This is a genomic window from Photobacterium sp. GB-1 (assembly GCF_003026165.1).
GTDB lineage: Bacteria > Pseudomonadota > Gammaproteobacteria > Enterobacterales > Vibrionaceae > Photobacterium.
Map to the genome: position 1 here is coordinate 325,506 of NZ_PYOB01000002.1, position 14,296 is coordinate 339,801.

General features: G+C 39.1%; 12 protein-coding genes. 7 read left to right on the forward strand and 5 right to left on the reverse strand.

The window, feature by feature from the left end:
- Nucleotides 1-68 precede the first annotated feature (68 nt).
- Nucleotides 69-1,187 (reverse strand): aspartate-semialdehyde dehydrogenase, encoded by a 1,119-nt coding sequence (asd, locus tag C9J45_RS04050; protein WP_158259666.1) that lies wholly within the window; start codon nt 1,185-1,187, stop codon nt 69-71.
- A 711-nt stretch (nt 1,188-1,898) separates the two neighbouring features.
- Between asd and nhaC the strand changes: the two genes are divergently transcribed.
- The 3 genes from nhaC (at nt 1,899) to C9J45_RS04065 (ending at nt 5,006) form a co-directional block, all read left to right on the forward strand.
- Nucleotides 1,899-3,350, forward strand: coding sequence for a Na+/H+ antiporter NhaC (gene nhaC, locus C9J45_RS04055; protein WP_107206133.1), 1,452 nt, complete (start codon nt 1,899-1,901; stop codon nt 3,348-3,350).
- A gap of 154 nt (nt 3,351-3,504) precedes the next feature.
- Nucleotides 3,505-3,756 carry a hypothetical protein gene (locus tag C9J45_RS04060; protein WP_107245871.1) on the forward strand — a complete coding sequence of 84 codons (252 nt, stop codon included), beginning with the start codon at nt 3,505-3,507 and terminating at the stop codon, nt 3,754-3,756.
- Between the two features lie 128 nt (nt 3,757-3,884).
- Nucleotides 3,885-5,006 (forward strand): M20 family metallopeptidase, encoded by a 1,122-nt coding sequence (locus C9J45_RS04065; RefSeq protein ID WP_107292172.1) that lies wholly within the window; start codon nt 3,885-3,887, stop codon nt 5,004-5,006.
- A 113-nt stretch (nt 5,007-5,119) separates the two neighbouring features.
- Here C9J45_RS04065 and C9J45_RS04070 read toward each other — a convergent pair whose 3' ends face one another.
- Nucleotides 5,120-5,488, reverse strand: a complete 369-nt coding sequence (locus C9J45_RS04070; RefSeq protein ID WP_107206467.1) for a nitrous oxide-stimulated promoter family protein — start codon at nt 5,486-5,488, stop codon at nt 5,120-5,122.
- A 302-nt stretch (nt 5,489-5,790) separates the two neighbouring features.
- On the opposite strand from C9J45_RS04070, the gene C9J45_RS04075 reads away from it, so the two are divergent.
- A complete protein-coding gene (locus C9J45_RS04075) occupies nt 5,791-6,402 on the forward strand; it encodes an HAD family hydrolase (RefSeq protein ID WP_107206131.1) in 612 nt (203 codons plus the stop codon).
- Nucleotides 6,403-6,453: 51 nt separating this feature from the next.
- On the opposite strand, the gene C9J45_RS04080 is transcribed toward C9J45_RS04075, so the two are convergent.
- Both C9J45_RS04080 and yejK read right to left on the reverse strand, forming a co-directional pair.
- Nucleotides 6,454-8,454 carry a methyl-accepting chemotaxis protein gene (locus C9J45_RS04080; RefSeq protein WP_107292173.1) on the reverse strand — a complete coding sequence of 667 codons (2,001 nt, stop codon included), beginning with the start codon at nt 8,452-8,454 and terminating at the stop codon, nt 6,454-6,456.
- Between the two features lie 326 nt (nt 8,455-8,780).
- Nucleotides 8,781-9,794, reverse strand: coding sequence for a nucleoid-associated protein YejK (gene yejK, locus C9J45_RS04085; RefSeq protein WP_107206129.1), 1,014 nt, complete (start codon nt 9,792-9,794; stop codon nt 8,781-8,783).
- Between the two features lie 75 nt (nt 9,795-9,869).
- Here yejK and C9J45_RS04090 point away from each other — a divergent pair, with 75 nt between their 5' ends.
- A complete protein-coding gene (locus C9J45_RS04090; protein WP_045083319.1) occupies nt 9,870-10,088 on the forward strand; it encodes a YejL family protein in 219 nt (72 codons plus the stop codon).
- A gap of 51 nt (nt 10,089-10,139) precedes the next feature.
- Nucleotides 10,140-12,023: a DUF3413 domain-containing protein gene (locus tag C9J45_RS04095; RefSeq protein WP_107206128.1), complete on the forward strand. Its 1,884-nt coding sequence runs from the start codon at nt 10,140-10,142 to the stop codon at nt 12,021-12,023.
- Between the two features lie 58 nt (nt 12,024-12,081).
- Here the strand turns inward: C9J45_RS04095 and C9J45_RS04100 are convergent, their stop codons facing one another.
- The gene (locus tag C9J45_RS04100) at nt 12,082-12,357 is read right to left on the reverse strand and encodes a hypothetical protein (RefSeq protein WP_107206127.1); all 276 of its coding nucleotides are present in this window, start codon (nt 12,355-12,357) and stop codon (nt 12,082-12,084) included.
- A 292-nt stretch (nt 12,358-12,649) separates the two neighbouring features.
- Here C9J45_RS04100 and C9J45_RS04105 point away from each other — a divergent pair, with 292 nt between their 5' ends.
- Nucleotides 12,650-14,269 (forward strand): GGDEF domain-containing protein, encoded by a 1,620-nt coding sequence (locus tag C9J45_RS04105; RefSeq protein WP_107292174.1) that lies wholly within the window; start codon nt 12,650-12,652, stop codon nt 14,267-14,269.
- Nucleotides 14,270-14,296: the final 27 nt, after the last annotated feature.

Genomic DNA, 14,296 nt, shown 5'->3' on the forward strand with positions numbered 1-14,296 from the left:
ATCAACGTTGCTATAAGTAAAAACGCCTGCATCACTGCAGGCGTTTTTTTATTTTCAACTAACGAATATTATGCTTTTTCAGAAAGGATAATACGCAGTGTACGACGAAGTGGCTCAGCAGCACCCCATAGTAGCTGATCACCAACAGTAAAGGCGTTCAGGTAATCATCACCCATCGCAAGTTTACGAAGACGACCAACCGGTACCGATAGTGTACCCGTTACTTTAGCAGGGCTTAACTCTTGCACTGTTACATCACGATCATTCGGGATAACTTTTACCCAATCATTATGTGATGCAATCATTTCTTCGATTTCATCTAGCGGTACATTTTTCTTCAGCTTTAATGTTAGTGCTTGGCTGTGACAGCGCATCGCACCAATACGTACACAAGTACCATCAATTGGGATTGGAGAATCCTCTAAACCAAGAATTTTGTTCGTTTCAACAGACGCTTTCCATTCTTCTTTGCTTTGACCATTTTCACGCTTCACATCGATCCAAGGGATCAAAGAACCGGCTAATGGCGCACCAAACTCTTGTGATGGGAAATCGCTTGAACGTAAGGTATCTGCCACTTTACGGTCAATATCAAGAATCGATGTTGATGGATTCGCGAGCTCGCTTGTCACTGAATCGTTAATCACACCCATTTGGCTGATCAACTCACGCATGTTCTTAGCACCCGCACCAGAAGCTGCTTGATATGTTTGTGACGTCATCCACTCAACAAGTCCTGCCTTATATAGGCCACCGACAGCCATCAGCATTAAGCTAACTGTACAGTTACCACCAACATACGTATTGGTACCATTGTGAATACCTTGCTGAATTTGATCAAAGTTAACAGGATCAAGTGTAATAATTGATTCTGGCTTCATACGTAATGTTGATGCCGCATCAATCCAGTAACCTTTCCAGCCTGCTTGACGTAACGCTGGGTACACTTTTTCAGTGTAGCCACCACCTTGACAGGTAATAATGGCATCAAGTTTTTTTAAGCTTTCTAAATCAAAGGCATCTTGCAGCATGCCTGCATCTTTACCTAAATTAGGCGCTGGAATACCAATCTGAGAGGTTGAATAGAATACAGGGTCAATTAGTTTAAAATCACCCTCTTCGACCATACGTTGCATCAGTACAGAACCGACCATACCACGCCAACCAACTAAACCTACTTTCATCATTTGCTACTACACTCCCTGTCGTAATTTAACGGCTGCTGTTTCCATCTATAGAGATTTAAAGGCTTAAAAACAAGCATAATTTTAATATCCACTTCAAAATACTATCGCAAAAAAGAGTAACAATCTTTGTTAATTTATCGATATTTGAATTTCTTATTACTGGTATTAGTTATTTTTATAAGTTCAAAAATGCAACAGCAAAGAAGAATAAAACAGCAAAAAGGCTTAAAAACCAGTACTTAATGTATGTTTTTAACTCTAAATATGAAATTAAACATTCAAGACCATATAATTCAATTAAATACATATCTTTGAAAACCCCCGACTATCCTGATAATCTCTCTAACCTAACTTTATTGGATATATTATTTATAAACTGAGTGTATTTTGGTTTTTTAAACTAATTTAAACATTATCTTTATGTTTTGAAATAAATAACCAGAATAATAAAACCAATATACAAACACAAAATAAAAACCATTATTTAACAAAACAAACACAAAAAAAGCAGCACTTTTGCTCATCTTTTAAAGCAAAAGACTCAGGTCACATATAGAAACATTATTTATCGCGGTTTTAAGGCTAGCTGCTACAGTAGCCGAAGTTTGTTACAAGCTGTGATGCATGTGATTTATTAACCAGTATAGAAATATTCATTACTGACTTTGGGCTAGCAGCTCATTTACAGGTACGATAAACAAGGTTAGAAGTATGGAAAAACAGACTGTCGTGAAACTACCCTCGTTGATGCAAGTTCTTGTTGCTCTCGGTATTTTCCTTGCACTAGCATTCTCATTTACCGCTAAGTTAAATTTACCTATTCAACTAGCACTCTACATCGGCTGGTTCATTATCATTGGGTTAGGTATAAAACTAGGCCATGATTACAAATCATTAGAAAAAGCCGCCACAAAAGGTATTGCTAATGGTCTCGGTGCCGTATTAATTCTGCTTGCGGTTGGTGCGCTTGTGGGTACTTGGATTGCAGGTGGTATTGTTCCAACCATTATTTACTACGGTCTAAAAGCCATCCACCCATCCATTTTCTTGTTAGCAACAATGATCATTTGTTCATTAACAGCGTTAGCAACCGGTACTTCTTGGGGTGCAGCAGGTACGGCAGGTATCGCTATGATGGGGATTGGCCAAGGTTTAGGTATTCCCGCTCCTATGACTGCTGGTGCTGTTCTTTCTGGCTGTTACTTCGGCGATAAAATGTCACCACTATCAGATTCTGTGATCTTGGCATCTTCTATGTCTAACGTTGAAATCATGGAACATATCAAAGGTATGCTGCCTATCTCACTGATCAGTTACGTGATCACGGCCATTCTATTTACTGTTGTGGGTTACCACTACTCAGGCAATGTAGATATGACGCAAGTTGATTCAGTGATTCAAGCAATGGATAAGCAATTTGTTATCTCACCATTGTCTTTTATTCCTGTGGCTATTGTCTTGGTGTTACTGGCTTTACGCTTACCATCATTCCCTGTTATTACACTAGGTTCTCTATTGGGTATTATTTGGGCAGTGATGATCCAAGGTATGGATCCTTTAGTTGCCTTTAATACTGCATGGGCACCATTTTCTATTAGCTCTGGTGTTGAGTTTATTGATGCGATCCTAAACCGTGGTGGTATGTCGTCAATGCTTGGCTCAGTCGCCGTGATCATCTTCGGTCTTGGTTTTGGTGGTCTATTAGATAAGGTCGGTGTACTGCAAACTATTGCCCGTCTTTTTGAAAAACGCGTAAATTCCGCAGGTAGCCTATCCGTTTCCACTATTGCTACTGCTTTTCTAGGTAACGTATTTGGTTCTGCGATGTATGTTTCGCTGATCCTTACACCTAAAATTTGTGCAAAAAATTACGACCGTCTAGGCTACCAACGTAAGAACCTTTCTCGTAACGCTGAGTTTGGTGGTACGTTGACCTCAGGTATGGTGCCGTGGAGTGATAACGGTATTTATATGGCAAGCATTTTAGGTGTTGCTACGTTCTCATACGCACCATTTATGTGGTTAAGCTTCGTTTGTATTATCGTAACCATTGTCTGTTCATTCATGGGGTGGTTTGTGGATCGCTGTCCACCAGCATCAGAAGCCCAATTAGCACAAGATGATGAAGAAGAAGCACTTGCTGTTAAACAGTTAACTTCATAATATTTATTAAGCATAAAGAATAAGCCCCATTATATTAGCCAATATAATGGGGCTTATTTGTTTCTATACCTATTACTCATTTCGTCGTTCAACCCTTCCTTCCGTTACAAAAAAATCAATAATAACCTCGAGTTCCCCTCGCTGCGTGTAGTCATTGTCTTTATTCACTAAAACCGTGCATAAACAGGTACATACTCATACCTTTTCCTTAATAGCGCATCGTGACGTAACGGATTTAGATCTTGTCATTATGGCGCCTGCTATCTACCTCATGGGTTCACAAGTTCAATACATGGGACGTATCATGGGGCCTATTGGTACTGAAGGTCGTTATATCCCAGTTATGATTGCAATTTCGGTGCTAAATGCCTTCGCTGCTATGTTTGTGATGAATATCTTAGTGTGAATATTTAACTTGCCGTGGGCCCTTTCACGGCAAGCCTTTTCATAGCATGAACTTTTCATAATAGCGCTGCATATTTGCTTTTATTCTTCACCTTTTGATCATTACACAGCCCTTATTTGGAGCTTTATATGTCTTTTTCTCTTGATGCTTACTTAGAAGAACTTCGTCCTTTAATCAATATTGACTGCGGTACGCTAACCGTTGACGGTATTAATGCTATTGCTGAGACCATGGCAAAAAAATACCAAGATCTGGGATGGCACATTAAACGTGTCGATTGTGGTATTGCAGGAACTGGCCTAGAAATTCGTAACAAACCTGAAGCCGACCATATTGATGCCATGCTGATCGGCCACATGGATACCGTATTTCCTGTTGGTACAGCAGCTGCTCGCCCAATGACAACCGATGAAACAAAAGCTTATGGCCCCGGGGTTTCTGATATGAAATCAGGGTTATTAAATATTGTTTACGCACTACGTGGTTTAGATCAGCAGATCTTAGATAAACTTTCTATCTGTGTATGCATGAACCCAGATGAAGAAATTGGCTCATTACATTCTGAAGCATGGCTTAAAAGTGTCGCCGTTAATGCAAAGCATGTTTTCGTCGCTGAAGCGGCTCGCGCTGACGGCTCTTTAGTTAAAGCCTGTAAAGGTATGGCACGCTATCGCTTAAGCTTCCATGGTAAAGCAGCACATGCAGGAAATGAACCTGAAAATGGCCGTAGTGCAATCAGTGAGATGGCACACTGGATCATTGCGATCAATGAGCTAACCAATTTCGTTTCTGGTACTACTTTTAATGTGGGTGTAGTTAAAGGGGGAGCTGGTGCCAATATTGTGGCTGATTTTGCTGAAGCGATTGTTGATGTACGTTTCTGGGACAACGATGAGTATGCAGCCGCAGATCAGAAAATTCGTGCACTGTGTGATACTCCTTTTACTCCGAACATCACAGTTATTGCAGAGCGTGAAGCGCATAAACCATCGATGGTGCCAAGCCCACAAACAGAGCGATTAATGGCACAAGTTGAAGCGATCGGTAAAGACTTGGGTATTGATATTACATGGCAAGCCGTCGGTGGTGGATCTGATGCAAACCTAACTGCAGTGTTAGGTGTTCCAACATTAGATGGTCTAGGTCCTATTGGTGCAGGTTTCCACAGTGCTGATGAATGGCTAGATCTCACTTCAATTGAGCCGCGTATCCGTTTATTACAACGTATTTTAGAAAAGTTAGCAGCGTAAAAACAACAAAAGGCTGCATCAATGCAGCCTTTTGTTCTCTTTGGATGTAGCTAACTCCACCCGTAGAGAACAACACAACCCGTTCAAGTTTTCTTTGCTAAACCACTCCTGATTTAGCCCGTTTTTGTGAATATCTCGGCCTTTCCTGCTGATATCTGGGCACTATGTAAATTGTCTAATTTAAATTGTATAGCCCTAATTGGATGACGCCATAAGTAACGTGGAAATGTCCAACGTAACACATGGATCATTTGTAATCGTTTGGCAGATTGGTAGCAATGCCCAATACAATGCGAACAACTTGGCTTATCATCACCTAGTCGACAACCTGTTACGCGCTCCTCAACATACTCGATAAGACTTTCACATTCAGGACAAATAATTGCCCCACGGTGCAACGTTTTACAATATAGGCGAATCATCGCTTTCACTGCGTTCAGTTCACGTTGCGATCGAACTGAATGATTGTTTTGAACTATCATAGTGGCGTTATTATCCACTGGGGCCATAAAGATCCAATGATAAAGATCAATTTTTTCAAGAAATCGTAAATTTATAAGCAAATATCGAAATACGAGCCAAAAAATTGATTAAAAGACATACTTTAATACATTGTTCAAAAAAAGAACTGAATGTGAAAATGACCTTCTACGCATTTTCATAAATACTTAAACTGGAGTTATACTCCAATTTTTATGTCTGTTGACGGAAAAGTACATAGCTTAAAGTAATACCTCTTAATCATTTATCACCTTTGTTGCTAATCAATATTGTTGAGGATTCTATGATTCCATTTTCTCTCGATTTAAAAACAATCAAAGCTGTTATTTTTGATTTAGATAACACCTTGGTTACTTCAAACATAAACTTTTCTCAGTTACGCAAACAACTAGGCTGTCCTCAAGATATCGATTTATTAAGTTATATTGAAACGCTTAACGCTGATCAAAAGATGCATGCCAATAATATTGTTTTTGAACATGAGCTTTCTGATGCAGAAAGCTCTTTTCCCATGATTGGCTGCCATGAACTACTGATATATTTACAAACAAATAAGATTAAAACAGCAATCATTACCAGAAACTGCTTGGCTGCAACCCACAGAAAACTCATTCAGAATCAAATCAGTGTTGAACGTGTAATTACCCGCGAATGTTTTCCACCGAAACCCAATCCAGCCTCTTTAGAATCATTAGCAAAGGATTGGGGACTGATGAGTAATGAAATACTTTACGTTGGTGATTATTTTTATGACTTGCAAGCAGCTTATAACGCTAGGATGCCGTCTTGCTTGGTCCATCATGGTAAGGCGTTAGCGTTTAGTGATGCAGCGTCATTAGCTTTAAATGAGCTAAGCGATTTACTTGTTCAATTTCAATCAGTAAAGAAGAACTAACAAGACCATCATAAAGATAGTCTTGTTAAATCAGTTATCATCATCAGCGACTTAGTGGGTGACAAATGTTGCCATTTGATGATTAAGTTCAGTAACTTGTTCTTTTACCTTAGAAGACGTTTCTGCTGCACTTTGACTATGATTGGATACCTGATTTACAGAATCAGTAATATCTGCCATGAGTACGGTAATTGAATTTGTTGCATGTGATTGCTGCTCTGCGGCTGCGGCAAGCTCTTCCATTTGACCATTTAATTGGCTAATTTTTGTTGTCGTAGAGAGTAAACGTGACACTGCTTTTTCAATATGTTCCGCGCCTTGATCGGCAAGAGATTGGCTACTATCAATTTCTTCAACCACAGCGTGTGTAGAGTGTCGAATCGCATTAATGATATCGTTAATCTCTGTCGTCGATTGGGTTGTTCTGGTTGCTAACATTCGAACTTCGTCTGCTACCACAGCAAAACCTCTGCCTTGATCTCCAGCTCTTGCAGCTTCAATAGCGGCATTAAGTGCGAGTAAATTCGTCTGCTCAGCTAAGCCTTCAATCACTTCCGTCACCCGGCCAATCGCTTCACTTTCTTTACTTAATCGCGTTACCTGAGTGCTCGCCGTAGCAATATTGTTGTGCAAGGTTTCCATTGTAATTTTATTTTGCTCAAGTGCATCACGCCCTAACTCAATTTCTCCTTTGGAATCTGACAACTTTTGTACCGATAACGTAACCTGTTCTAACGTATTGTCTGTGGCAGAAGCGATTTCTTCTAGTTGGCTTCCCATCTGCTCAATGCTCGCTTGTTGGTGCACCACATTCGATGATGTGACATGTGCAGAAGTCAGCAACTCTTCCATGCTTACATCAACTTGTTGAGCTTTATCAGTAACACCAGAAACAATTTCTGACAGTGAAGCATTCATTCTATTTATTGACTCAGTTAAAACGGCCAACTCATCATTCCCAACGACTTTAAGAGGAGGTTGAGATACATCACCAAAAGCAATCGTCTTTGCTCTCTCAGACAGTAATGAAATACGGCGACCAATGGTATTTCCCATATACTTTGAGATAGCAATTGCCGAACTAACAATTAATACAATGGCAATACACATAGTCGTTAGTACATTTTGAATTGATTGATTAATTCCTTGCCCGCTTTGATCTGCACGTTGTTGCTGTGCTTGCACTACCGTTTCTAAACTCTGCTCAAGGGCTACGGCTGAAGGTAACAGCTCATTTGCCATGAGTTGATTTGATTTATTCCATTCTGGTGAAAGGCGAAGGGCTATTACATTCTCCGCTAAAGGAAAGTAAAGTTGCTGCATCTCTTTAAAAAGCGCCCATAAGGATGCATGCTCTTCCGTTAATCGATCTAACTTTTTATCAATTTCAGCCACTGATTTTTTATGTGACTCAATGAGATCTCGATACTTATCTAAGTACTCTTGTTGTCCGTATAACAAAAAATCGCGAAGTGAAGCCAATGCATTTGCTAGTGATACATAACTGTCAGCATAAACCTTAAAGAGTCTTTTTCTCTCACCGCCAAACGGGTTACTGGACTCTTCATTAATCAAACTTTGGATCTGATCTAATGCGACCTCAGCAATAGGTGCCGCTTCATTAATGAAAAGGTTATGGGCGGGTAAATTTTCACGGCTATGGCTTAAAACAAGCAATTGATTCAATGATTTTTTAACAGATTGCCATTGTTCTTGAATGGTGTTGAACTTTTGTGCTGAAATCAACGTTTGAAGCGTTGGCAAAGACTCATCAATAGAAGCAATCGTCTTGTGAACATCCTTATTCAATTGTTGGCTATGCTGATCATCACCTCCCAATAACATATAAGCACGGATAGAAGATAGCGATGCTTGTACCGATTGCTGTATACCTCGGCTCGTATCGACGGTCGGTATATCAGAAGTCAGCAAAGAAGATGCATATTGTTCAACCGTCGATATATTGCGATAGGTAAATACCGAAGAAACAATAAAAAGCAATGCCAATAAGGCAAAGCTCAGTTGTAACTTCCTTGATATCGTAAGTTTCATCCATAAACTCCTGATAAAAATATTAATAAAATATAGCTAAATTTTACAAATTGTTAAATGAAACAATAAAAATAATTAACATTTATCCGAATTTAGAGATCTACTGCAAATTGCTTTTTTATAGAACGAGTTATATAAAAACAAAACGCCATAATTTTGACGCTTCAATACCATGCTGAGGCTAAAGAAAATAATCAAACGTGAGAAGAGATTAAGACGTGTTTTTGAGTATTACGATAAGTAAATAGAGAACAGAGTAACATGTTCAACATCGGCCATACTTTCAACGAAAAAGAGAATGGTATGGCCGATATCGCTTATAAAGATTAATTATCCGAGTTTAAACGACGTAATAGCTGATCTTTTAAATTCGGCGGTGTGCCTTTAATGGTTAACGTATCTGTTTCTGGATCATAGAAAATACGCTCACCCAACAACATACTGTCGAAATTAAGCGTCATACCACCGCCAGAGCCAACAAATTTCGTAAGTTTACGCATTGCTGTGCGATCGGCAGGAAAGCTTTCTTCTAACTCATAACCTTGCTTTGACGTGAATTCATAAAAGTTTGTACCGTCGTCTGAGGTCGGTAATTCACCTGCAAGTTCTTTTACCGCGACTTCATCACCCGCTTGCAGTTGGCTATTACAGTAATCATAAACCTGCTTACGGTATTGCTGTTTTTCTTCTTTATCTAAACGTGAATCAGCACAGAAATCTTCCACAGCTTGCATCAGCACTTGGTTTTGCTCTTTCACATCTAAACCAACATCTGCTTGCATAAAGTCTAAGAAAAAGTCTGCAATTTTTCGCCCCACACGCCCTTTCGCGAACGTTAAGTAACGCTTAGATTCAGGGTCGGTTTCCCATGAAGACAGATCAATACGCGCAACAATATCCATTTTGGCAATATCAAGGTAGTCAGTCGCACTAATACTTAATTGCTCAGTTACTTTCATACTGTGACAGGTCGGTAACATACCAATAAACAGGTAATCTGTTGCTAATGACTGGTATTCCGCCATCACAACCGTACCTGCTTCAGCAAAAGGATATTTAGCCAATTCTGTTTGTAAACGCTTAACCGCCATATCTGAAAACGTTAAGAAATCTAATTCGCCTTGACGGAATTGCTTCAGCCAATGAGAAAACTCACTGTCTTGAGCAAAAAGTGCAAAACCTTTCGCCCCCTTACTGCTGTAAATGCGATGGAGTTCAGCCACGAGATCTTCAGTCGATGCATCGTTCTCAAGAGTCTGATTTCTTAGATGTATTTCTAGTTCATCTTGGTCGTTTTTTGTCAATTGATGAAGAATGACATTAGAAAGTGTTAGGCTCATAATGAAAAGGTTTTCAAGAAAAGTGAACTCTAGGTTATCATAAGTCGCTTATGTAAACATTAAACAAGATTTCTTATGCCAATTACTTCAAAATACAGCACTAAACAAGTTGAACAAATCATTGATGACATGTTCGATGTACTTGAAAAACATAAAACATCACCAGAATTAGCACTGATGGTTGTTGGTGATATTGCAACCAATATTATTAACGCGAATGTGCCAGCTGCTCAACGCGCAGTGATTGCAGAAAAATTTGCTAAAGCTCTGCAGACCTCAATTAAAAAAGACTAAGTTTAATAGTCATATTAAACTTGCATTGAAGACTGAGAAGAATTGACATTTATGGTCGCCAGCGGAAATACCTACAAAGAGAAAGTCTCACAGCTAATTAGCTGGGGACATTGGTTCAGTTTCTTTAATATCATCGCAGCCATGCTATTGGGTACGCGATATATTACACATTCAGACTGGCCAGCAACGCTGATCGGGCAACTTTACCTTTTATTAAGTTGGGTTGGTCATTTCGGTTTTCTTGTTTTTGGCATTTATATTCTCATTATATTTCCAGCAAGCTTTTTGATCCCCTCGCAACGTTTAATGCGTTTATTTGGGGTATTAGTCAGCACCGTTGGTTTAACCGCCCTATTGCTTGATACCTATGCTTATCAAACAGTAGATTTACATTTAAGCCCATTGGTATGGGATTTATTGTTAAGTGGCGATAAGACAGAATTAAATGCCAGCTGGCAATATCTATTTGTCGTTGTTCCAGTCATCTTCCTCTTTGAGCTAATGTGCTCAGAGTGGGTATGGCGCAAACTTAGAAAGCTAACCCGCAAACATGTTGGCGGTCCTATCGCACTTGTTTTTGGGGTTTGCTTTCTAGGTAGCCATCTCATTTACATCTGGGCGGATGCAAATTTATACCGTCCCGTTACGATGCAACGTTCTAATTTCCCATTTTCTTATCCGATGACGGCAAAAACCTTCATGGAAAAGCATGGTTTATTAGATCGACAAGAATATGCTAAACGTCGTGCAGAGCAAGGCGTGCAAAACAGTGAATTTGTTCGCTATCCGATCAGTAAGTTAAGTTTTAATGATCAAGGCACAGACCAAAATCTTCTGATCATTATGGTTGATAGTCTACGCAGTGATATGTTGACATCAACGGTTATGCCTAACTTAACGGCATTTGCTCAAAACAATCTGAATTTCACCAATAACTACAGTTCAAGTAATAGCAATTCGACTGGCGTATTTGGCCTGCTATATGGCTTACCAAGTGGCTATATCAATAGTATTCGCGCTGAGAAAAAATCACCGGTATTACTCAATACTCTTCAAGAACGCGGTTATCATTTTGGTTTATTCAGTGGCGAGAATTTTGATTTACCGATTTATCGTGAAGCTATTTTTGCCAATGCTAAACTGGCAGTAACAGATTCACGACACTCTCATGACATTGAAAGTGATTCTCATGCAATAAAAGATTGGGATCATTGGTTAAATAAACAAAAACAAAATCAACCATGGTTTAGCTTCCTTGAATTGACCTCTGTTCAACAGTTTAAAGAAGGTGAACATTATAAACCTCGCTTCACTCCGTCATTAGGCAGCAATGCCATTAATGAAAAAGGGGTCGATTCCACATTGCTGCTCAAAAATAGTTACCGTAATGCGGCGTATCATATTGATGAAATGCTCGGACGAGTGTTTGCTCAGTTAGAAGCAAAAGGTGATATGGCAAATACCATCGTGGTGATTGCCTCTAACCACGGCACTGAATTTAATGAGACAGGTAACAACACTTGGGGCTCTGGCAGTAACTACAGCCAATACCAAATAAAAGTACCGCTTATCATTCACTGGCCAGATCATTCTGCGCAAGAAGTGACACGCTTAACCAGTAATTTAGATCTGGTACCGACACTGATGGAATCATTACTTAATGTCGCTTCAGCGAGCTCAAATTACAGTTCAGGTGTGAGTTTATTTGATAACAATAATACTCGTCGTTGGTTATTAGCTGGAGATGATTCTGATATTGTCGTTGTTCAAAATAAACAAACAACCGTGGTTGATAAATATGGTAATTACAATGTCTACGATAAAAATTACCAATTAGAAGACGAAGGCAAACCAAAGCTTTCAACACTAATGCAGGTCATGAATGAATTAAAACGTTTCTATGAACCGAACCGTAATCAAGATAATGACAAGTAATTATTTATCGTAAACTAAAAATAAAAAGCAGCGTTAATTAATCGCTGCTTTTTATTTATCAGTGGTAATCATCCCTTGCATCACTATAACAATGGTTAAATCCATCTTGCCAACCATTAAAATACTTACCTTGCTTTGCCATTCGTTCAGGATCACGTCTAAACCCCTCTCTATGCATCATTTCATCAAGCTTTCTGCTGTGACACCCATCTTGATAACCATCAAGATAAGGGCGTGTAAAACCTAACTCAGAAAGCTGTTGATGACGACTTGTCGTGCATCCCGTTAATATAAAATATAAACAAACATAAAAGAAAAGTGGGTAAGACTTCATTATTAACACTCACCTAATATTGTTTACACTTCACAATTATTCACTATAAATATAATTGCATTTCACATAAGTATAGTGGTGAAAATCACTTTTTCATGTCTAAATAAAAAGACAGTTTAAGCCTCGATCTGATCGCATTTTTAACGCTTAATTTCAATAACAGTACAATTTTGTGGGTTATATCGCGCCTATTTATCAATGAATCGTTAAAATATAAACTGTTATAAATATTAAAAATAATATTAAAAATAATATTAAAAATGAATTAGGCTCAATTGGAATATATCCTTTAATGAAGAAGCACGTTGATCTTTTTTATCAAAACATTACAAAGCAATGGGGGAATGCGTATAGCTTACGTACCATATGTGAACTAACTTGCCGTAATCTTATGGAGTTTTTTAACGTCCATCATTGCCAGCTTATTGTGGCTTATAAAGGACATTGGCAGTCTCTCGTGCAACAGAATGAAGCCGGTATCCAGTATAGTTTTCCACCTGTTGTCATTTCAGAAGAAACACATGCCGATATTTACCAATCACTTTTAGGGCAAAACAGCACACAACCTTTCACTACTTCTAATTCTGATTTTCATCGAGTGTGGCTGCCACTACAACGTCGTGAACAACGTATCGGCTGGCTAATTATAGATTTTCCTCATGCCGTGAAAGTAGATATTGGGGCATTTAGTCAATTGTGTACACTCCTTGCCACTGAAATTGATGCCAACCTTTTATCGCAAACAATTAAAACTGAAAATAGCTCTCGCCGACATGTAGAGCAAGAATTAAGAAACAGCCAATACGAACAAGATCTACTACTTGAGCAACTCCAAGCTATGCATAGTATTTCTTTCATGCTATGGCGAACAAAATCAATCAAAGAAATGCTCTTTATTGCCGTTGATGAAGGAAAAAAACAACTCGAAATCGATCGTATGGCAGTCTTTCTATTTGATAAAGAATACCGCATGCATGGTACCTATGGTACTGATATTGCTGGCAATACTATTGATGAATATTATTTTGAGTCAGTGATCCCAGAACAATGGTACGCCGCACGAACACTTGAAGAAAAAGAATACCTCGCGGTTCAAGAAAACACCCCGCTTTATCACGATTTAAAGCAGGTTGGCTTTGGCTGGAGTGCCTATATTGCCTTATGGGATGAAGATACCCCAATAGGTTGGATTGCTTGCGATAATCTGTTAACAGGTCGCCCTTTCCGTACTTATCACCACCAGTTATTAAAACAATACGGGTTTATCATTTCGCAGCATCTCGTTCGTCATCAGGCTGAAGATCGTCTCAAACGGCTCAATAGAGATCTCGAAAAGCGCGTACTTACGCGTACTGAAGAGCTTAATAACGTTAATAAGATGCTGGAAAAAATTTCTCGTCTTGATCCATTAACCAATATCGCTAATCGTCGCGTATTTGATAAGTCGATTGCAGATGAATGGCGTCGAGCTGAAAGACATCAGTTGCCTATTTCTTTATTAATCATGGATATTGACCACTTCAAGCAATATAACGATCATTTAGGCCATGACGCGGGTGACCTCTGCTTAAAGAAAATAGCTCACGGGCTAGCAGATATTGAAAGACGTGCAGGGGCGTTATTTGCTCGTTTCGGTGGTGAAGAGTTTGTTTTATTACTTCCAGGTCAAGACAGTAAAGCCGCTGTTTTTTCTGCGAAAAAGATCTTAACCACAATGAATGAAATGGCATTGCCTTTCCCGCAGAACGAAGAGTCAGAAACGAAAAAAAATCCGATAGTCACCCTCAGTATTGGTGTGAGCTCTATAGTACCGACTCAAGGCAGTAGTTATAAAATGCTATTTAATACTGCTGATAAGGCCTTGTACCGCGCAAAAGATGAAGGGCGAAACTGTTACAGACTCTTACTCTAGTTTCAATACAAAGTGGCGACTCAATAA